This window comes from Arthrobacter sp. CJ23 (assembly GCF_024741795.1).
Lineage (GTDB): Bacteria > Actinomycetota > Actinomycetes > Actinomycetales > Micrococcaceae > Arthrobacter.
Genome location: NZ_CP102950.1, coordinates 4180581 through 4200408 on the forward strand (window position 1 = coordinate 4180581; position 19828 = coordinate 4200408).

Below are 19828 nucleotides of genomic sequence, written 5' to 3' on the forward strand. Positions count from 1 at the left end.
GATCAAAGCACACACTCTCAGAGGCCGCATCTTAGTTGCGCCAGGTGAGAGAACGCCTACTCGCGCACGATGTGAAGGGACGGAACTCCTCCGTTTTGCCGGCTCTTGGTGGTTTGTGGGGAATGGGATTCCCGGTTGAGTGTCATGCCGCCGTCCGGACGGCACTTCTCAAGACCCGGCGACCGCCGTCGGGGTCCAGGCCGGTGGAGATGGCACGGTAGTCGGGCAGGTTGAAGATGATGGTGGCAGCGTCGGCTGCGACCCCGGTAGGCTCGTTCAAGGCTCGTGGTCCTGCTCCTGGTTGAATGCTAGACACACTCATCCCAACAGGGCCACGGGCCCTCTTGTCTTCAACGACACGAACTCATTTCCCCACCAACCACGAAGCCGTCAAGGCCGTGCGGCATGGCGGTGACCATCGTCTGGCCTTGTGGGCGCGCTGGGGGCGGCGAAGCGGCGCAGCCAGGATTCGTTTCCGGATCGTTGCCGGACTCCCTACCGACCGGCGTTAGGCTGGTGGCGATGCCACGCATACCCGAAATCCTTGCCGCCTACGATGCCCAGCTGAGAGCTTCGATACCAGTCGAACCGCCTTCGGGCTACGACTTCCAGCTCCATGGCCCTGTGCTGCGGGTTGTCGGCGGGCACCGGGGGTTCATCGATGCTCCCCGGGACCTCGGCCTCGAGGGCTCCGCCGTGGACCGTCTCATCGCTGAGCAGCGGGATTTCTTTGCTGCCCGGGGCGAAGCCGTGGAGTGGAAGACGCGGTCGCATGACTTGCCTGCGGACCTTCCGGAGCGCCTGCTGGCCGCCGGATTCGTTCCGGAGGAGCCGGAGACTGTCATGGTCGGTGAGACCGCCCTGATGACGGCCGAGCCGGAAGTGCCCGACGGCGTCCGTCTCAGGGCGGTCCACGAACGGACAGATCTGGAACGCATTGCCGCGATGGAATCCGCCGTCTGGGCGGACGAGCTTAGCTGGATGGCTGACGACCTTCATAGCCGGATCTCCGCCGATCCGGACAACATCGAGGTGCTCGTGGCCGAGGCCGGCGGACGCGTGGTTTCCGCGGCGTGGCTCGTCTTCAGGCCCGGCAAGGACTTCGCCGGTTTGTGGGGCGGCTCCACGCTGTCCGAATGGCGGGGCCGGGGAATCTACCGGGCCCTCATCGCCCGCCGCGCCCAGCTGGCCCTGGCCCGCGGAGTCAGGTACCTGCAGGTGGATGCTTCGAAGGACAGTGAGCCCGTGCTGCGCAGGCTCGGGTTCGAGGCCATCACCACCACGACTCCCTATGTGTGGAGTCCCGTCCGCGGTTAGCCCGTGGCGGCCCGGCGCACTGGATGCCCGCTGAGAATCGACAGACGGTTGAAGGCGTTGATGCCGATCGCGGCCATGCACAGCACGCTGATCTGATCCTCGGCGTACACGAGGCGGGCCCGGGCGAAAAGCTCAGCGCTGGGCCTGGCAGAGCTCATGCGTGTCACCTGCTCCGTGATTTCCAGGGCCACGCGCTCGGCTTCGCTGAACAGCTCCACCTCCTCGTACAGACGGATAAGGGCCAGACGCTGCTCGGTCTCGCCATAGCCGATGGCGCGGCGACGGTGCAGGTCCAGGCAGAAGGCGCAGCCGTTGATCTGCGAGGCCAGATAGTTCACCAGCTCCATGGTCCGCCGCGGAATCCCGGCTTGGTCCGCCTGGCGGGTGACCTTCTGGGCGTAGGCGGTGAGGGCCTGGTAGAGCTCCGGCTGCTGCTTGTCCAGATAGCCGGCGAGCCGCGGTGGCGAATCCTGTTCGGGCATGTCTGGAGCCTAGCTTACGGCCCCCTACTCCCCTGCGTCGGCCGCCAAACGGATCCCGTTCTCCGCCAGCCACACCGGATTGAAGGCCTTGCTCAGGTAGTTCGTCCCGGCGTCGGGGGCTATGGCCACCACCACGGAACCGTGCGGCGCAGCACGCGCCACGCGCAGGGCGGCCGCCACCGCGAGCCCGGACGACGGCCCCAGCGCCAGCCCTTCCTTGTCGAGCAGGAGGTGCACGGTTGAGTAGACCTCGTCGTTGGGGATGCGCAGGAAACGGTCCACCAGCGCGCGGTCGAACACCTTGGGCCACTCGGCCTGGGGCCAGGAATTGCCCACGCCGTCCACCAGGATCTCGCCCGGGTGCCCACCGCTGTACGCGGAACCGTAGGGGTCGGCGCCCACCACTTCCAGGTGCCCGCCCTGCCGCTCCGCCGCCACCCGCTCCTTGAGGTAGCGGCCGTTGCCGCTGATGGTGCCCCCGGTGCCGATGCCGGCCACGAAGTGCGTCACCGTCCCGCCGCTCTGGCGCCAGATCTCGGGCCCGGTGCCTTCATAGTGCGCCGCGGGATTGGCCGGGTTGTCGAACTGCATGGGCCGCCAGGCGCCGGGAATGTCCGCCGTGATCCGGGCCGCCACGGCACGGGCATTCCCAGGCGATTCCGACGGCGCGCTCCAGTCCGTCAGCACCACGCGCGCCCCGTAGTTGTGCAGGGCCGCGAGCTTTTCCTCCGAGATGGTGTCGCCGGTGACCACCACCACCGGATGCCCGGTCAGGCGCCCGATCAGCGCAAGCCCGATCCCCGTGTTCCCGGACGTGCTCTCCACGATCGTCGCGCCCGGCTGCAGCTCCCCGGATCGTTCGGCGGCCCGCACCATGCTCAGCGCCGTGCGGTCCTTGATGGAGCCTCCCGGGTTCTCCGATTCGAGCTTGACGTGGACCGTGCTGCCCAGCCCGCGGCTCAGGGTCTCCAGCGCCACCAGCGGGGTGTTGCCCACCCTGGCCAGGACGGACTCGTCCAGCCCGTCCGGAACCTCCGCCGCGTGCGCCCCGTGCCTGCCCACCATGGTGCTCACAGTTGTCCTTCCCTCTCCAGCGCTGCCAGCAGAGCGTGCCGCGCCCGTGCCACCAGTTCCGGCGGCGGCAGCCGTTGGGCCAGCAGTTCCGCAAGCTGCCCGACGACGGCGCCCGTCCCCTTGCCGAGGGGCCGCGCCTCCTGCTGTTCTGCTTCGCCCAGCAGGTAGGCCGCCGTCACAGCCTCGACCGTCAGCAGCTTCTCCGCCGCCTCGTGCGACTTCTCCAGCTGCTGCAGGGCCAGCGGCGCCAGGGTGGAGTGGTCCTCGACGTCGGCGGACAGCGTGGGCGCGCCCAGCGTGGCCGGGGCGGCCAGGACCTTCAGCTCCGCCAGCAGGGCCGCCGCCGAGTACCACAGCAGGCCCGGCAGCTCCTCGGCGGCCAGGGCGGCGCCGTCGCGGGCCGCCGCCAGGTGCCGTTGCCGGATGGCCCGTTGCGGCGGATACAGCTTGGCGATCCGCCGCTCGCTGGAGATGCCCACATGCGCCAGGGCCAGGCGGGTGGATTCGAAAGCCAGGGCCAGCTGCACCGGCTGGAAGTTCCCGCCGGACACCATGAGCGCGGACTCGACATCGCACAGCGGGTTGTCCCCGCGCCCGTTGAGCTCCACCTCGATCGCCGCCTCCAGCTGCCCCACCACGTGGCGGAAAGCGCCGTGGGTCTGCGGGGCCGCCCGGAAGGACAGCGGATCCTGCACGGAGACCCCCGGCCGGACGTCCTCCAGCCATCCGCCGCCCAGCAGCCGCCGGACGGCCTCGGCGGATTGCCGCTGCCCCTCGACTGCCTTGGCCGCCTGGATCAGCGGCGAAAAAGGACTCAGGTTCCCGCCGTCGTCGTACCTGGCAATCACCTCAAGCGAGAGGGCGAGCGCAAGGTCCGCGAGCTCGGCAAGGCGGAGGAGGCGCCCGAGCACCAGCGCACCGGAGCCGATGGAGTACGAGTTGGCGCTGAGCAGCGCGAGGGCTTCGCCGGCGTCGAGCGTCAGGGGTTCCAGCCCGGCGTCGGCCAATGCCTGCGCGCCGGGCACCAGGGTGCCGTCCGCGCCCAGCACGTGCCCCTCGCCGATCGCGACGGCCGCGACGGCGGCCAGCTGGGTAAGGTCCGAGGAACCCACCGAGCCCTCCCGCGGAACGGCCGGGTAAACGCCCCGGTTCAGCAGCTCCTGGTAGAAGAGCGCGGTCTGGGTGCGAACCCCGGAGCCGCCGCGGCTGAAGCCGATCAGCCGGGCCAGGATGAGGGCGCGGACGGCGGCACGGTCAAGGTAGTCGCCTACGCCGCTGTGGTGGTAGCGGACCACCTGCACCTGGTAGGCGAGGACAGCTGCCTCCTCCACGGACGTGTCCCGGCCCGAGCCGAGCAGTGTGTTGAGCCCGTAGACCTGCCGGCCGGACAGGATGGTCTCGTCCACCACGTCCCGGGAGAGGCCGATCAGCTCCAGCGCGTCCGCGCTCAGTTCGATCCGCGTGGCAGGATTGGCGGCTGCGGCGGCCAGCTGGCGGGCGTGGACCGGCGCGTGGCTGATGAGGAATGTGGGCTGGGCGGCGTTCATGGTCAGAAATCCAGCAGGTTCTGGCGGAAGCCGCCGTCGCCGTAGCTTGTCCTCAACAGGCCGCGGCGCCGCAGTTCGGGCGTGAGTTTGTCCAGCACTCCGTGCACGGTGGCGGGGTCCACGAAGCCGGAGAACAGGAAGCCGTCCCCGCCCACGGCCTCGCCGGTCTCCTCGAGGTGGTCGGCGATCTCTTCCGCGGTGCCGATGATGCTGTCCCCGGCCCCGCCGCTGCGGGCCTGCAGGATCTGGCGCAGGGTGGAGCCGGGCGGGGCCGCCTTGGCGAAGTGCTCCAGCGTTCCCTGGTTGCTGTTGGTGCTCAGTTCCGGGAGGGGCGTGTCCAGGTCGAACTGCTTGAAATCGATCACGGAAAGGTAGGAGATGGAGTTCAGCTGGCTGTCGATGTCACGCTGCGTGAGCTCCCGGCGTTGGGCCCTCAGTTCCTCGGCCTCGGCTTTCGAGCCCACCACCGTGGGCTTGAGGACGAACAGCACCTTGACGTCGTCGGGGTTCCGGCCGGCCTTGGCGGCCTCCTCCCGGATGGAGTCCCGGTAGGCCTTCATGCCGTCCGCGCCGCGGGCCAGGGCGATGGCGACGTCGGCATGGCCGCCCGCGAAGGCCTTGCCCCGCGGGGAGGCACCGGCCTGCACCAGCACGGGCTCCTCCGGCAGCGGCGCCGTGTTCAGCGGTCCGCGGACCTTGAAGAAGTCGCCCTGGTGGTTGATGGGGTGCACCTTGGTGTGGTCCGCGAAGATACCGGCCTCGACGTCCTCAAGCACGGCGCCAGGTTCCCAGCTCCGCCAAAGCCGCCTCACGACGTCGACGAATTCCTCGGCCTTCTCGTAGCGGAGATCGTGTTCGATCTGCTGGTCCAGGCCGTAGTTCCGGGCCGCGAGGTCGCTGCCGGAGGTGACCACGTTCCAGCCCAGCTGGCCCTCGGAAAAGTGCTGCAGCGTGGCCAGGAGCCGGGCGGCGGTGAAGGGCGGATAGAAGGAGGCACTGACGGTGGGCACGATGCCAAGGTGTTCCGTCGCGGAGAGCAGGTACGGGACCAGGGCCAGCGGATCATGCTTGGGCGCGAACGACGCGTGGGCCAGGGAAACCTCCGCCGTGCCGCCGTAGGTATCCGGGACGGTCAGGGAGTCCTCGATGATGAACAGGTCCAGCCCCGAGCGCTCGAACGCCCGCACGGCCTCCTGGTACAGGGCCGGCTTCTTCCAGTCGTAGCCGAGTCCGTAGCCGGGAGTCCCCCAGCCCTGGACACCGAATCCGTGGCCCACGAACCACCCAAAGTGCAGCATGGGACTGACTCTAGAACTGTTCGATCCGTTCACCGCGACCTGATTTCATCGGACGTTACCGGGGTTCGTACTGCGTCAATTATGCTCCCGGGACGTCACAAGTGGAGGGGCCCTGCACAAGAGCAGGGCGGGGTCAGTTACGGCCCATGTTGGGGCCTCGGATGGGCCGTAAGTGACCCCGCGTTGCCTGTGGGTTCCGGAAGGACCCCTCTTCGGCAATGATCTGAGTATGAGCGCCACCTCTATCCTTCGCTCCGCCGCGGACCGGCTGTCCAACGTCTGGGCGCTCAAGGGCTACAAGCGCGAATGGCTGCGGCACGATCTCGTGGCCGGGGCGGCGCTGTTCGCCCTGCTGGTGCCCGCCGGCATGGCGTACGCGCAGGCCGCCGGGCTTCCTCCTGTCACCGGGCTCTACGCAACGGTCATCCCGTTGCTGGTGTACGCCGCCGTCGGGCCTTCCCGGATCCTGGTCCTGGGCCCCGACTCGGCCCTCGCCCCGATGATCGCCGCGGCGATCGTGCCGCTGGCGGCGGGCAGCAGCGAAAAATCCGTGGCGCTGGCCGGCCTGCTGGCGGTGCTGATCGGCATGATCATGCTGGCGGGTTCCGCGCTGCGGCTGGGGACCATCACCGGCTTGCTCTCCAAACCCATCAGGCTCGGGTACCTGAACGGGATCGCGCTGCTCGTCGCCCTGTCCCAGCTGCCCGCGTTCCTGGGGATCGAGGCCGACGGCGACATCTGGCAGAAGCTCGCGAAGGTCACCACCGGGGTCCTGGGCGGCGGCGTCAACCTCCCGGCCCTGCTGCTCGGCGCGGGTTCGCTGGCGCTCATCTGGATCCCGCGGCTTGTGAAATGGAAGGTGCCCGGCGTCCTTTTCGCCGTGGTTGGCTCGTGCATCGCGACGGCGGTCTGGGGCCTGAACGACCACGTGAAAGTCGCCGGGGTCCTGCCGCAGGGACTGCCGGCCCCCGCGCTCGGCGGTATTGGATGGGCCGATGCTTTGACCCTGCTGCCCGCCGCCGCCGGCATTGCCCTCATGGCATTCGCGGATACAGGCGTCTTGTCCCAGACGCTGGCAGCCAAGGAAGGAAAGAGGGTGTCCGGGAACAGGGAAATGGCCGCGCTCGGGGCCGCCAGCGCTGCCACCGGACTGCTGGGCGGCTTCCCCGTCTCCGGAAGCACGTCACGGACACCGGTGGCCGTGGACGCCGGGGCCAAATCGCAGATGACCGGGGTGGTGGGCGCGGCGCTGGTGCTGGCCTTCATGCTCCTGGCACCCGGTGTGACCGAGTACCTGCCCTCCGCAACACTGGCCGCCGTCGTCATTGCCGCGGCCATTGCCCTCGCGGATCCGTCCGGCGTCCGGCGGCTCCTGAGCCTGAGCCGCAGCGAATCCGCGGTGATGCTGGCTGCCTTCCTGGGCGTCCTCACAGTGGGCGTCCTGCAAGGCATCGTGGTGGCCATAGCCCTGGCAGTCCTGGACTTTGTGCGCCGCGCTTGGGACCCGTACCGGGCGGAGTTGGGCTCAGAGGAGGGCCTGCCCGGCTACCACGACCTCGCCCGGCACCCCGAAGGCAAACGCATCCCCGGGCTCCTGATCCTGCGCTTCGATGCCCCGCTGTTCTTCGGCAACGGGCAGGTCCTGGCGGGCTTCGTGCGGGAACAACTGGATGAAGCCTCCGGCAAGGCTCCGGACGCGATCACCCACGTCATCCTCGCTGCCGAGCCGATCACCGGGATCGACACCACTGCCCTTGAGGACCTGGTGACCCTGGACGAGTGGCTCGCCAATAAAGGAGTGGATTTGGTGTTCGCCGAGCTCAAGGGACCGGTCAAGGACAAACTGCTCCACCTCGGCGCCGCGGCCCGCTTCACGCCCGAGCATTTCTTCCCCACCATCGGCGCCGCAGTGCGCGCACTCAGGCGCGAATAGCTCCAGCAGCCGCCGGTTACGCAACATGACGACGGCGACCCCCCTGTCACATGCGGCTCCGCCGTCGTGGATGTTACTTTTTTCTTGAGTAATGAGCACCAGCACAAAGCCCTGACTTGCTGGTCGGCAACCCTCTCTCCGGCGGGGTGCCTCAGGTGACTACTCGGCGTATCGACACTTTCGAACTGCAAGCGTGACTGAGGAGCACCAGCAAATGACTGAACCCATCGAAGAAAAACTCGCCTACCGGCTGATCACCGGCCCGGACACCCGTGACTTCTGCGAGCGGATCTCCGCCGCACTGGCCGAGGGCTACGTGCTCCACGGCAGCCCCTCCGCCACCTTCAACGGCACCGATGTGATCGTGGCGCAGGCCGTGATCCTGCCCGTGGCCATCGCCACCGCGGATGCCGCCGTGGCCAGCGCCGTTGACCGGCTTGAGGGCTACGACGAGGACGAAGAAGCATTCGAGGGCCACGCGTGAGCTACGCCGGAGACCTGAGCCCGCACGAGGCGTGGGCCAAACTCGAAGAAGGCGCCATCCTGGTGGACGTCCGCACCGAGGGCGAATGGGCCCACATCGGCATCCCGGACACCAAGGCCACCGAAAACGATCCGCTGTTCATCCAGTGGAACCTGGCCGGCGGCGTCCCCAACTCCCGCTTCCTGGACGAGCTGCTGCAGCAGGCCCCGGAGGCCGGCAGCACCGAGCTGGTCTTCCTGTGCCGCTCGGGCCAGCGCTCCATCGCCGCCGCCATCGCCGCAACGCAGGCAGGCTACACCTCCTACAACGTGCTGGAGGGCTTTGAAGGCGAACCGGACCGCTACGGCGAGCGCACCGTGAACGGCTGGAAAAACCGCGGACTCCCGACGAACCTGGGGAAAAACTAAGTGACTTTCAATCCTGACGCCGCCGGCTGGAGCCCTGACACGCAGGCAGTCCGCGGCGGCCTTGACCGTACTAATTTCCAGGAGACCTCCGAGGCGGTCTTTCTGAACTCCGGTTTCGTCTACGAGTCGGCGGAGGCCGCCGAGCGCGCGTTCACGGGCGAGGACGAACGCTTCGTCTACTCCCGCTACGGCAACCCCTCGGTCGCCACCTTCCAGGAACGCCTCCGGCTGCTGGAAGGCACCGAAGCGTGCTTCGCGACGGCGTCGGGCATGTCCGCGGTGTTCACGGCGCTCGGTGCCCTGCTGGCCGCCGGCGACCGCGTGGTGGCCGCCCGCTCCCTATTCGGCTCCTGCTTCGTCATCCTCAACGAGATCCTGCCGCGCTGGGGCGTGGAGACGGTCTTCGTCGACGGCCCGGACCTGGAGCAGTGGCGTTCCGCGCTCTCGGAGCCGACCACGGCGGTCTTCTTCGAGTCGCCGTCGAACCCCATGCAGGAAATCGTGGACATCGCCGCAGTGAGCGAACTGGCCCACGCGGCCGGAGCCACCGTCGTCGTCGACAATGTCTTTGCCACTCCCCTCCTGCAGCGCTGCGGCGAACTCGGCGCCGACGTGATCGTCTACTCCGGCACCAAGCACATCGACGGCCAGGGCCGCGTGCTGGGCGGCGCGATCCTGGGCACCAAGGAATTCATCGACGGCCCGGTCAAGCAGCTCATGCGCCACACCGGCCCGTCGCTGTCCGCGTTCAACGCCTGGGTGCTGACCAAGGGCCTGGAGACCATCGGCCTGCGCGTCAACCACTCCTCGGCCACGGCCCTCCGGATCGCCGAATGGCTCGAGCAGCAGCCGGCCGTCAGCTGGGTCAAGTACCCGCTGCTGAAATCGCACCCGCAGTACGAGCTCGCCGCGAGGCAGATGAAGGCCGGCGGCACCGTCCTGACGTTCGAGCTGCTCCCCTCCGCTGGGCGCACGGCCAAGGAGGCCGCCTTCGCGCTCCTGAATGGCCTGGGCGTCATCGACATCTCGAACAACCTGGGCGACTCCAAGTCCCTCATCACCCACCCGGCCACCACCACCCACCGCGCCATGGGCCCGGAAGGCCGTGCGGCGATCGGGCTCAGCGACGGCGTGGTCCGGCTGTCCATCGGGCTCGAGGATCCGAACGACCTCGTCCTCGACCTCGAACGGGCGCTCAAGCAGGTCTAGGGGCGGGTCCGGCGGTTCGGTCCGGCGTCAGGCCTGCCGGACCCTCGTCAGCACCGGCGCCGGTTCCGAGCGCGCATCCGCGGCCGCGCCGTGCATCGTGACCCGGACGGCATGCCCGACGACGGCGGCCAGCCGGGCGTCGTCGTCGGCTTCGGTGCTGGTGGGGTTGGCAGTGGGGTTAGCGGGCGCTGCCGCGTATGCGCTGCCGTCGGGCGCGCCGCCGTCGTGTGCGGCACCTTCGTGTGCGGCACCAAAACGGGCGGCGGCTTCTCGCTGTTCGTGTGCGCCGTTGCCGCGGTCCAGGATGGTTGCGATTCCTTCACGGGCCAGCTCCAGCTCGTCCTGGGCTTCCAGGACCGGGGCCAGGTAGTCCACTAGAGCCCAGACCACATCGGCGGCCGGTTCCGGCTGGAAGGTGCCGAAGTCCAGCAGATCGCCGCGCAGGCCCATGCTGCTGGCCTGCCAGGACGCCATCCGCAGCAGCACCGTGGGCACGGCGGCCGGCTCCACGCCGTCGAGCAGTTCGCGGGCCGCAGTCTCCACGAGCGCCCGCACCAGCACGGCGATCAGGGCCGCGTCCTCGGCGCGGAGGCAGACGTCGGCCACTCTGACCTCCACCGTGGGGTGGTTCCGCGAGAGCCGGGCATCGAAGTAGATCATCCCTTCATCCAGCAGGACACCCGTGTCGATCAGGCGGGTGACCACGCGGCGATACGAGGACAGGGAACGGAACATGCTGGTGGGCCCCGAGGTCGGCCAGCGGTTCCAGGCCTGCGTGCGGTAGCTGTCGAATCCGGTGGCATGGCCGCGCCAGTAGGGCGAGTTGGCGCTGATCGCCGTGAGGACAGCGAGCTTGTCCCGGATGTGGTCCAGGACCACCACGCCTTCCTCCGGCGATTCCACCGCGGTGTGCACGTGGAAGCCGCACGTCAGCTGTTCATGTGCCGTGATCCCGAAGCGCTCCAGCATGGCCGCGTAGCGGGGATCCGGCGTGGTGTGCAGGGTGGACGCGAGCGGTGAAGTGGCCAGTGCCGCCACCCGGGCACCGTGCCGCCGGGCCGCCTTGCTGGCCATGGCGCGGCCCCGGTGGATCTGGTGCAGGAGCTCCGAATAGCTGTGGCACGGCCGGGTCTGGGTTTCGATCTGCTCCAGCTTGAGTTCGTGGCTGAGCCCGGTGCGCGGGCCGGGGGCTTCCTCTGCGGGATCGTCAGCGGAGTCGTCAGCGGGTTCCTCGGTGGGTTCCTCGGTGGCCGCGGGACCCGTTCCGGAGAGCAGCGCGTCCGCGAGCGCGAGCGGCTCGCCGCTGACAGGGTCAACGATCAGGAGCTCTTCCTCAACACCGAAGGTGCGCATGCATCAATTGTGCGCCGGCCCTACACGGCCGAACAGGGGCATGGCGGCTTGGTTCCGCGGTCCGGTGCAGCACATTCTGCTGGATCACCGCGCCCGCAGACCCCGTGTGGCCGCGTCTTCCCAGGCCTCCTCCCGTGGCACCATCTCAGTGATGCAGCAGAATGTCGGCACCGTCATCCACATGCGGCATTTTCCACGGCCCACGCAGGGGGATTCGGTGACTAGCTGGAGCCATGGACATACTGGAATGCCTGGTCTCGGTCGGTGGCGTCGCCCGGGTGGGCCTGCTCCGCGCCAACGGCCATTCGCCTGCCGCCATCCGGAAGCTCGCGTCCGCTGGGGCATGCCAACCGCGCAAGGGAGTATGGGCGCTTCCCGGCGCAGACCCCGAGTACCTCAATGCGATCCTCAATAATGGACAGCTGACCTGTGCAAGCGCCGCCCTGCGTTATGGCCTCTGGATCAAAGACAAGCCAGGGCGCCTTCACCTGGCAACGCGCCACTGCCGGGGCAGGGGTTTCGTCCGGCACGGCGGCCTGCGGTTGTCTGCAGAGAATGCCGTTCCCGTGGCGTCAGTGGAAGACACCGTCATTCACGCTCTGAACTGCTTGGCACCCGTCGACGCAATTTCCATTGCCCAATCGGCGATGCAGGAATTCGGTGTCCCGCGGTCTCTCCTCGAGAGTGAAATATCTGCCGATTACTACGGGAACGCCCGAAAGCTCCTCGCCAAAGCAGACGGGGTGTCTGAGTCCGTGCCGGAGATCAGCGCCCGGCTGTTGTTCGAATCCGTCAGCCTGGATTTCCGGCGGCAGGTCAAAATCGAGGGCGTGGGCCGCGTGGACTTCCTCATGAGCGGATGGCTCATCGTTGAAGTCAACGGCTATGCCTTCCACAGTTCCCGGGAGGCATGGCGAAAGGACATGGCCCGGCTGAACGCAGCGCAAGCCCTCGGATACAGCACGCTGAGCTACGCCCCGGAGCAGGTTTGGAACAGCCCAAACCAAGTTCTGGGGGAAATCCACGCGATGCTACAGCGGGGCCGGCCCTGGCAGTGAGCACATTCTGCTGGATCACCCAGTCACCAACAGAGGCGCCAGCTCGGGGGTGATCCAGCAGAATGTCCCGCCGCGCCCGTCCCTAGTCCTGGAAGTACTCGATCTTGGCGCCGATGGTGTTCAGCCGCTCGGCCAGGTCCTCGTAGCCGCGCTCGATCACGTAGATGTTGCGCAGCTCGGAGGTTCCGCGGGCCGCGAGCATGGCCAGCAGGAGGCAGGCGGCGGGGCGGAGTGCCGGCGGGCAGCCGATCTCCGCGGCGCGCCACTTGGTGGGGCCGTTGACGTAGATGCGGTGCGGGTCCAGCAGCTGCACCTGGGCGCCGAGCTTGTTGAGCTCCGTGAGGTAGATGGCGCGGTTTTCGTAGACCCAGTCGTGGATCATCGTCTGGCCCTCGGCGTTGCCTGCGATCACGGCAAAGAACGGCAGATTGTCGATGTTGAGGCCCGGGAAGGGCATCGGGTGGATCTTGTCCTTGGCCGCCGTCAGCACGGAGGGCTTGGTGGTGACATCCACCAGGCGCGTGCGGCCGTTGCGGGCCATGTATTCCCCGGACACGTCCAGCTCCTGGCCCATCTGCTCCAGCAGGGCGAGCTCGATTTCCATGAACTCGATGGGCACGCGGCGGATGGTGACCTCGGAATTGGTCACGATGCCGGCGGTGATCAGGCTCATGGCCTCGATGGGGTCCTCGGACGGGAAGTACTCAATGTCGACGTCGATGGCCGGGCGGCCGGTGATCTTCAGCGTGGTGGTGCCGACGCCGTCGATCACAACGCCGAGTCCCTGCAGGTAGAAGCAGAGGTCCTGGACCATGTAGTTGGGGCTGGCGTTGCGGATCACCGTGGTGCCTTGGCGGTGGGCGGCGGCCATGATGGCGTTCTCGGTGACGGTGTCGCCACGCTCGGTGAGGACGAAGGAGCGGTCGTGGCTGTCGGCGGGCGGTGCGGAAACGGCGTAGAAACCGGCCTTGGCTTCCACCGTCAGGCCGAATTGGCGAAGGGCCTGCATGTGTGGTTCCACGGTGCGCGTGCCGAGGTCGCAGCCCCCGGCGTACGGCAGGTGGTATTCGCTGCTTTCATCCAGGAGCGGGCCGAGCAGCATGATGACGCTGCGCGTGCGGCGGGCGGCCTCCACATCCATGGAACCGAGGTCGAGGGTCTCGGGCCGGCGGATGCGCAGATCGTTGCCGTTGAGCCAGGTGCACTCGACGCCGATGGACATCAGCACCTCAACGATCCTGTTCACTTCTTCGATCCGGGCAAGCCGGCGGAGCGTGGTGGTGCCCCGGTTGATGAGGCTCGCACAGAGGAGCGCGACGCCGGCATTCTTGCTGCTGTTGACGTCCACCGCGCCGGAGAGCGTGCGTCCGCCCTCGACACGCAGGTGTGTCATCTGCGGCTTGCCGACTTTGACGATGGTGCGGCCGAGAATAGTCTCGAGGCGTTCGATCATTTTCAGGCTCAGGTTCTGTTTGCCCTGCTCCATGCGTGCAATCGCACTCTGGCTGGTTCCCAGTTCGGCGGCCAGCTGGCCCTGGGTCCAGCCCTTTTCGCCGCGGGCGTCGCGGAGAAGGAGGCCTACGTGTTCGGCAGCAGCTTGAGTCATGGCAAGAAAATATCACAGGTGATCTAGCATCGGCGGCACAATTCCCCATTGCGCGTCGAAGCTCACACGGTACCCGCCTTGTGCGATATACCGCGCCATGGTGGCGCATCACCGCAGGAAACCGGACATCCGGCACGGGGCACCCCTGAAGCCGCCCGGGACGCTGCCGCCCGGCAAGGGGACTTCTCCCCATTGCCCGCACGGCCCGGATCGCCAATCATGGACGGGAAGCTATCCAGGGGGAAACATGGCCTTCTACGGCGCCGACATCGAGCAGCTCCGCCTGCTCTCCAAGTCCCTGTCCACGGCGGCAGAGCTGCTGTCCAGCAAGGCACGGGAGCTCGATTCGCTGATCACACAAAGCGGCTACTGGCAGGGCCACGATGCCAAGGCGTTCGCCGCCGAATGGCAGAGCCGCCTCCGCCCGCTGATTGAGAACGCGTCCCGCGGCGTGGCCGATGCGTCCAGGACAGCGATGAGCAACGCGGAGGAACAGTCTTCCGCTTCGGCCGACGGCGGCGGCAGCAGTACCAGCAGCAATACCGGCAGCAGTACGGGCTCGACGCCGGAGTCCGGCCTCCCTGCCGACAGCCAGACGGTGGGCCAAACGACCGCCGTCGAGCCGTCGTCGGACAGGCCGTCTCCCCAGGAAATCCTGGACAAGTACCAGGTCAGCGATGCCAAGACCACCAAGTGGCCCTCGGACTGGGATCCGCTGCGGTTGGTTGTGGATCAGCGGCGCGTCACCGAAAAGGAGGCCGAACTGCTCAACGGCCTGGGCCCGCTCGAAATGAACGCCTTCAAGGGAATCCACGACGACGCCTTCAGCGTTGCGGATGAGCGCTTTCCCAGTCCCGACCAGAACGATGACCAGAACGATGCCTTCCGGCATGCCTACTGGAACGCCCTGATGGTCAAGGAATACGGTGCCGAGTGGGCGGAGGACTACGCCACTGCCCACGAGCAGCTCCCGGGCAACCCGGCTCCGCGCGAAGCCATGGATCTGTACAACAATGAGGTGGGGCGCAACGTGGCCATCGCCCATCCGGACGCCAGTGCGGAGGAGCTCGCAGATTTGATTGAGCAGGCCGTCAAGAACGGCGACACCGTGGTGGTGGGCCAGGACCTGTTGCCGCATCCCTCGAACGAGATACCCATGGATCAAACGGGCGATGCGAACGACGCCGCCCCGGCACCCGGCCACAACCCCGATTTCAACGACGAGTCCAGGACCACCTCATGACGCGCCCCGCACACCGCCCCAGCCCACGCAGAGCCGCCCTGGCCCTGCTCACCTTTGTCCTGGCCTGCGCCCTGGGCGCCTGCTCACTTGGAGGAACCACCATGCCAGAAATCGACGACAAGCTGGACGGCCGCGTGCTGCAGGCGGCCACGACCGGCACCGAGCTGAAGCTTGCCGACGTCACGGATTTCGAGTGGGACCAGGCAGGGTTCGTCACGGAAGGCACCCCGGCCAAGGACATCGAGGCCGCCTTCGGTGAAGCCATTACCCGGGAAAACCGGTACACCGCATCCCCGGCGCTCTTCGTGTTCCTCAAGGACGGCAAGGTGGCCAAGGCCGTCAGCATCACCCCCGATGCCTTCTTCGGCCAGGATGCCAAGAAGAAGTACGGGCGCGAGGTAGTGCTCACGCCACTGGAGGACCACAAGGGCTTCCTCAACTGGCGCGAGTAGCACCGCTTCGAACGGACGGAAGCGCTCCGGGCCCGCTAGGTTGCGCCGCAGCCTCTAGCGCCAGACGAAGCTCCAGGTCCCGGCCCAGCCTGCTGCCAGGACCGCGGCAGCGGCGATGGCCATGCCACCCAGGAGCACCCACGCATCCAGCAGCGAGTACGTGGATTCCCGCGCCCAGGTGCGCCGCCCGCCGCCGAAGCCACGGGCCTCCATGGTCACGGCAAGGCGGGAAGCTCGCCGGATCGCCTGGACCAGCAGCCCGAAGCTCTGCCCCAGGGTGGCGCGCAGGCGCTGCAGCGGGCTGCCATGGGAGCCGACGCCGCGGGCCCGGCGGGCCATGCCGATGGTCTGCCATTCCTCGGCCATGAGCCCCACCAGCCGCATGGCCGCGAGCGTGCCCAGCACGAAGCGGTGCGGCAGCCGGGCCTTCTGCGCCAGGGCATCGGCGAGGTCGGTGGGGTCGGTGCAGCTCATCAGCAGGATCGCCGGCATGGCGATCGCCAGGCCGCGCAGCATGAAGCCGAGCCCCAGCTCAAGGGAGCCTTCGCTGATGGACCAGATCCCGACGTCGAGCAGTACCGCGCCGCTGTCCGCGGCGACGATCGCCGTGCTCCAGCCGCCCAGTGCGGCCGCGATGATGAGCGGCCAGCCGCGCTGCCAGAGCAGGCGCAGGGTCAGCCCGGCCAGGGGGAAGAGCGCCAGTTCCGCCGCGAGCGCCACCGAGGCGGAGACCCAGTCGATGGAGAGCGCCAGCACCAGGGTAATGAGGAAAACGGCCACGAATTTGGCCAGCGGGTTGGCGCGGGTCAGGAGGGCGTGGTTGCCGCGCAGGGTCAGTGCATCCCTCATGCCGCACCTGCTTCCTGGCGCGTGCCGCTCCGCGAGGCGGGATCGAGGCGCAGTTCCGTGCCGCCCAGGACCGCGCTGAATTCCTCGTCGTGGGTCACGGAGACCACGGAGGTACCGGCGTCGAGCAGTTCGGAGAGGAACGACGCGAGCTCGGCCCAGGTGTTGGCGTCCTGGCCGAACGTCGGCTCGTCGAGGACCAGGACCTTGGGGTGGGCGGCGAGCACCGTGGCCACGGACAGCCGCCGCTTCTCCCCGCCGGAGAGCGTGTAGGGGTTGGCGTCCACCAGGTGCGTCAGGCGAAGCCGTTCCAGGAGTTCGTCCACGCGTTCTTCGCCGTGGCCCAGGTGGCGGGGTCCGAACATGAGCTCGTCGAGCACGCGGCCGGTGACGAACTGGTGCTCGGGCTCCTGGAAGACGGTGCCGATGCGGGAAATCAGCTGCTGGGCCTTCCACGCGAAGGGGTCTGTCCCGGCACCGCCGGACAGCCCGACGGCGGCCGACACCTTCCCGGCGACAGGCGCGAGGAGTCCGGCGAGCGTCAGCGCGAACGTCGACTTTCCGGCACCGTTGGGGCCGGTGATGGTCAGTGCCTGGCCGGCGCGCACCTGGGCGGTGATGCCGGACTGCACCGGGACGGGCGGGATGGTCTTGAAGCCGCGGCGGCGTGGCCGTTCCCGCGACACGGCGAGGTCCTGGGCGGCCAGGAGCAGCTCCGCCGGTTCCTCCGCGCGGGTGCGCGTGCGGGTGGCCGGAACGTAGCCCGGCACCCAGACCCCCGCAGCCATGAGCATGTTCCGGGCCTCGTCCAGGACCTGGTCGGGCGGGCCGTCGAGAAGCACGCCGGGCGTGCCGCTCCCGCCCGCGGAGCCGGCAGCGGAGCCTGGCTGGAGCACCACGATCCGGTCCACCAGGTCCTTCCAGACGGACACGCGGTGTTCCACCACCACCAGGGTGGCGCCGGTCTTGTCCAGGCAGCGGCCCACGGCGTCGCGGACTTCCAGCACACCGGCGGGATCCAGGTTGGCGGTGGGCTCATCCAGCAGGATCAGCCCGGGCCGCATCGCCAGGATGCCCGCCAGCGCAAGGCGCTGCTTCTGCCCGCCGGACAGGGCCGACGTCGGGTGGTCCAGCGCCAAACCGCCGCCGGCAATGCTGCGCAACCCCACGTCGTCGAGCGCTTCATGGACGCGCTTCCAGATCTCCGCACGGGGGACGGCGAGGTTCTCGGCGCCGAAGGCGACGTCGTCGCCCAGGCGCGAGAGAACCACCTGCGTTTCCGGGTCCTGCTGCATGAGCCCGGCACGGCCCCGCTGCCCGCGCGGTGCGGCGCCGTCGATCAGCAGCGAGCCGCTCTCGTCGGCGTCGTCGTCATCCCCGCCCAGCACGCCGGCCAGGGCATGCAGCAGCGTGGACTTGCCGGCGCCCGAAGGCCCCAGCAGCAGCACGCGCTCGCCCGGCCCGATCTCAAGGTCGAGGCCCTGGACGGCAGGGGTGGAGCGGCCGGCGTGCCGCCAGCCCCACCCCCGGGCGGAGACTGCGGCAGGCCGGCCCGCAGTGGAAGCGGCGTCGGAAACCGGCATCAGGAGAAGACAGGCTCCGAGAAGGCCTTGCGGGAGGCGAACGAGCTCAGAACACCGGTCCTGGCCAGGCCACGGGTGGCGATCCAGGACAGCGCACCGGCGATGATTGCGCCGGAGATCGCGCAGAACACGATGTAGGCGGCCTTGTCGCCGGCTTCATAGGCGATGTTCCAGCCCCACGGCGCGAACGAGTCGTTCAGGCCGCAGAACAGGCCCGCACCGGCGCCGGCCAGCAAGGATACCGGCAGATTGAACTTCTTGTAGGCGAAGGCGGCGAACACCAGTTCCGCGCCGAGGCCCTGCAGCAGCCCGGAAATCAGCACGGTGGTGCCGTACTGGGAACCCATGATGAGCTCGCCCGTGGCGGCGACGGTTTCGCAGAACAGGGCCGCGCCCGGCTTGCGGATGATAAGCATGCCCAGCACGGCCGGAATCATCCAGCCGCCGGCGATCAGGCCGGTAAGGGGCGGGTACGTGGCGTTCATCGGTGTGGAGACGAGGGCCGCGCCCTGGGACCATGCCCAGAAGATCACGCCGCCGGCGATGGCGATCAATGCCGCCACCACGATGTCCACAACGCGCCAGTTGTAGCTGGCTTTCTTAAAGCTTGCTGTTGTCATTTCTGCCTCCTGAGTTACAGGAGGGGAAAGTGTTCCCCGGCTTCCGGACGGCCTGTGCCGCCCGCGGATCCGGACACTCTGAGAACTCGACTCCCTTACGCCGGTACTAACCGGATCAGGTTCGAGGGTCTGCGGCTGTCCGCACTCTCAGCGCCCTTCCACCGGCTGCATCCCTGCAGTGCCCGACGGCGGCGCTCCCCTGTCGTGATAAATCTGCCCTGATGGGCGTTCTCCAGTTTACACCTCGGGGCAGTTCCGGGCTTTTGGGGAGGGTCATATTGGGGGCGGGACGAGGTGGGTGCGATTCTGCTGGATCATCCGGGCCCTGACTCAAGTGCGGCCCGTCCTGGCGCGGGGGCAAGGGCAAGCCTGAGAGAATGATCCAGCAGAACTGCCGCAGCGAAGGGGCCCCATGACCAGCACAGACGGAAGCAACGGCGTCACGCCCCGGAACCCAGTGCCTGGAAGGACGGCGCCAGAACGTCCCGCCCCCGGCAGCACCGTGCCCGAACCGAGGCTCGCCGCGAGCGTCATCCTCCTGCGTGATGCCCCGGGCGGCCTCGAAACCTTCGTCCAGCACCGTGTGGCCACCATGGACTTCGCCGCCGGAATGGTGGTGTTCCCCGGCGGACGCGTGGACGCCGCGGACAAGGCCGGCCGGGAGTACCCGGACGGGCTGCTGGATGCCCACGCCCAGGACTGGAAGCTGGCTTCGATCGGGGCCGGCGCAGGCTCCGCACAGGCCCGCGCCGACGCCGGAATGGTACTGGCCGCAGCGCAACGCGAAGTGTTCGAGGAGGCCGGGCTCCGGCTTGACGCCGCGGACCTTCGCCCGTGGGCCAACTGGGTCACCCCGCCGGACATGCCCAAGCGCTTCGACACCTACTTCTACGTGGCCCGTCCCGCGCCGGGAGCCGAGCCGCGGCACCAGACCACGGAGGCGTCGTCGTCGCTCTGGATGCCGGTCCGCGACATCCTGGCCGCCGAAGAGGCCGGGAGACTGAAACTCATGCCGCCCACCTTGTTCCTGCTCAAGGAGGTAGGCGCGCTGGGGGGCGTGGAGGCCGTCTGGTCCGCCGAGCACCCGATCGTCCCGGTACATCCCGCCGCAGGTGCCATGGCGGCTTTCCTGAAGGGCCGCACGAACCGCCGCTAAGCCGCCGGGGCGGTGATCTCCGCTGCTCCGCCGCTCACGACGATTCCGCCGCTTGGAGGAATGTCGACGGTGAGCACGCTCGGACGGCCCACGTGGCTTCCCTGGTGCATCGCCCCGCCCGCCCCGCAGCCGCATCCGGCGAGGTGCCAGGCGCTAGGCT

General features: G+C 68.4%; 19 protein-coding genes and 2 riboswitches. Of the genes, 9 read left to right on the forward strand and 10 right to left on the reverse strand.

Going from position 1 to position 19828, the window contains the following annotated elements; all coding sequences use genetic code 11:
* Window positions 1–142: 142 nt before the first annotated feature.
* Window positions 143–280: a hypothetical protein gene (locus NVV90_RS18855; protein ID WP_258438765.1), complete on the reverse strand. Its 138-nt coding sequence runs from the start codon at window positions 278–280 to the stop codon at window positions 143–145.
* A 242-nt stretch (window positions 281–522) separates the two neighbouring features.
* Here NVV90_RS18855 and NVV90_RS18860 point away from each other — a divergent pair, with 242 nt between their 5' ends.
* On the forward strand, window positions 523–1317 hold the full coding sequence (locus tag NVV90_RS18860) for a GNAT family N-acetyltransferase (RefSeq protein ID WP_258438766.1): 795 nt from the start codon (window positions 523–525) through the stop codon (window positions 1315–1317).
* Here NVV90_RS18860 and NVV90_RS18865 read toward each other — a convergent pair.
* From NVV90_RS18865 to NVV90_RS18880, 4 genes are read right to left on the reverse strand one after another with little or no spacing between them, the layout of a single operon-like run.
* Window positions 1314–1799, reverse strand: a complete 486-nt coding sequence (locus NVV90_RS18865) for a carboxymuconolactone decarboxylase family protein (protein WP_258438767.1) — start codon at window positions 1797–1799, stop codon at window positions 1314–1316. The two genes, NVV90_RS18860 and NVV90_RS18865, sit on opposite strands and share 4 nt — an antisense overlap.
* Window positions 1800–1823: 24 nt before the next feature.
* Complete coding sequence (locus NVV90_RS18870; protein ID WP_258441240.1) at window positions 1824–2864, reverse strand: PLP-dependent cysteine synthase family protein; 1041 nt, start codon at window positions 2862–2864, stop codon at window positions 1824–1826.
* 5 nt (window positions 2865–2869) lie between these two features.
* On the reverse strand, window positions 2870–4420 hold the full coding sequence (locus tag NVV90_RS18875; protein ID WP_258438768.1) for an aromatic amino acid ammonia-lyase: 1551 nt from the start codon (window positions 4418–4420) through the stop codon (window positions 2870–2872).
* A gap of 2 nt (window positions 4421–4422) precedes the next feature.
* Window positions 4423–5718: an NtaA/DmoA family FMN-dependent monooxygenase gene (locus NVV90_RS18880; RefSeq protein ID WP_258438769.1), complete on the reverse strand. Its 1296-nt coding sequence runs from the start codon at window positions 5716–5718 to the stop codon at window positions 4423–4425.
* 229 nt (window positions 5719–5947) lie between these two features.
* Here NVV90_RS18880 and NVV90_RS18885 point away from each other — a divergent pair, with 229 nt between their 5' ends.
* The 4 genes from NVV90_RS18885 to NVV90_RS18900 all read left to right on the forward strand — a co-directional run bounded on the left by NVV90_RS18885 (window position 5948) and on the right by NVV90_RS18900 (window position 9751).
* Window positions 5948–7651, forward strand: coding sequence for a SulP family inorganic anion transporter (locus tag NVV90_RS18885; protein WP_258438770.1), 1704 nt, complete (start codon window positions 5948–5950; stop codon window positions 7649–7651).
* Window positions 7652–7738: 87 nt separating this feature from the next.
* Window positions 7739–7851: riboswitch (SAM riboswitch) on the forward strand.
* A gap of 14 nt (window positions 7852–7865) precedes the next feature.
* Window positions 7866–8135 (forward strand): DUF1737 domain-containing protein, encoded by a 270-nt coding sequence (locus NVV90_RS18890; RefSeq protein WP_258438771.1) that lies wholly within the window; start codon window positions 7866–7868, stop codon window positions 8133–8135.
* Window positions 8132–8542, forward strand: a complete 411-nt coding sequence (locus tag NVV90_RS18895) for a rhodanese-like domain-containing protein (RefSeq protein WP_258438772.1) — start codon at window positions 8132–8134, stop codon at window positions 8540–8542. The genes NVV90_RS18890 and NVV90_RS18895 overlap by 4 nt, the downstream gene beginning before the upstream one ends.
* The gene (locus NVV90_RS18900) at window positions 8543–9751 is read left to right on the forward strand and encodes an O-succinylhomoserine sulfhydrylase (protein ID WP_258438773.1); all 1209 of its coding nucleotides are present in this window, start codon (window positions 8543–8545) and stop codon (window positions 9749–9751) included.
* A gap of 27 nt (window positions 9752–9778) precedes the next feature.
* Here the strand turns inward: NVV90_RS18900 and NVV90_RS18905 are convergent, their stop codons facing one another.
* Window positions 9779–11104, reverse strand: a complete 1326-nt coding sequence (locus NVV90_RS18905; protein ID WP_258438774.1) for a glutamate--cysteine ligase — start codon at window positions 11102–11104, stop codon at window positions 9779–9781.
* A 575-nt stretch (window positions 11105–11679) separates the two neighbouring features.
* Between NVV90_RS18905 and NVV90_RS18910 the strand changes: the two genes are divergently transcribed.
* Window positions 11680–12162, forward strand: coding sequence for an endonuclease domain-containing protein (locus NVV90_RS18910; protein ID WP_258438775.1), 483 nt, complete (start codon window positions 11680–11682; stop codon window positions 12160–12162).
* Between the two features lie 82 nt (window positions 12163–12244).
* On the opposite strand, the gene NVV90_RS18915 is transcribed toward NVV90_RS18910, so the two are convergent.
* Entirely contained in the window at window positions 12245–13768 is a 1524-nt protein-coding gene (locus tag NVV90_RS18915; protein ID WP_258438776.1) for a UDP-N-acetylglucosamine 1-carboxyvinyltransferase, read from the reverse strand.
* 247 nt (window positions 13769–14015) lie between these two features.
* Here NVV90_RS18915 and NVV90_RS18920 point away from each other — a divergent pair, with 247 nt between their 5' ends.
* Together NVV90_RS18920 and NVV90_RS18925 are read left to right on the forward strand one after the other, a co-directional pair.
* A complete protein-coding gene (locus tag NVV90_RS18920) occupies window positions 14016–15011 on the forward strand; it encodes a WXG100 family type VII secretion target (protein WP_258438777.1) in 996 nt (331 codons plus the stop codon).
* Window positions 15008–15463 (forward strand): hypothetical protein, encoded by a 456-nt coding sequence (locus NVV90_RS18925; RefSeq protein WP_258438778.1) that lies wholly within the window; start codon window positions 15008–15010, stop codon window positions 15461–15463. Before NVV90_RS18920 ends, NVV90_RS18925 begins: the two co-directional genes overlap by 4 nt.
* A gap of 54 nt (window positions 15464–15517) precedes the next feature.
* On the opposite strand, the gene NVV90_RS18930 is transcribed toward NVV90_RS18925, so the two are convergent.
* From NVV90_RS18930 to NVV90_RS18940, 3 genes are read right to left on the reverse strand one after another with little or no spacing between them, the layout of a single operon-like run.
* Entirely contained in the window at window positions 15518–16312 is a 795-nt protein-coding gene (locus NVV90_RS18930; RefSeq protein ID WP_258438779.1) for an energy-coupling factor transporter transmembrane protein EcfT, read from the reverse strand.
* Window positions 16309–17892, reverse strand: coding sequence for an ABC transporter ATP-binding protein (locus NVV90_RS18935; protein ID WP_258438780.1), 1584 nt, complete (start codon window positions 17890–17892; stop codon window positions 16309–16311). The genes NVV90_RS18930 and NVV90_RS18935 overlap by 4 nt, the downstream gene beginning before the upstream one ends.
* Window positions 17892–18512, reverse strand: a complete 621-nt coding sequence (locus tag NVV90_RS18940) for an ECF transporter S component (protein ID WP_258438781.1) — start codon at window positions 18510–18512, stop codon at window positions 17892–17894. The genes NVV90_RS18935 and NVV90_RS18940 overlap by 1 nt, the downstream gene beginning before the upstream one ends.
* Window positions 18513–18586: 74 nt before the next feature.
* Window positions 18587–18723: riboswitch (TPP riboswitch) on the reverse strand.
* A gap of 201 nt (window positions 18724–18924) precedes the next feature.
* Between NVV90_RS18940 and NVV90_RS18945 the strand changes: the two genes are divergently transcribed.
* A complete protein-coding gene (locus tag NVV90_RS18945; RefSeq protein ID WP_258438782.1) occupies window positions 18925–19668 on the forward strand; it encodes an NUDIX domain-containing protein in 744 nt (247 codons plus the stop codon).
* The last annotated feature ends 160 nt before the right edge of the window (window positions 19669–19828 follow it).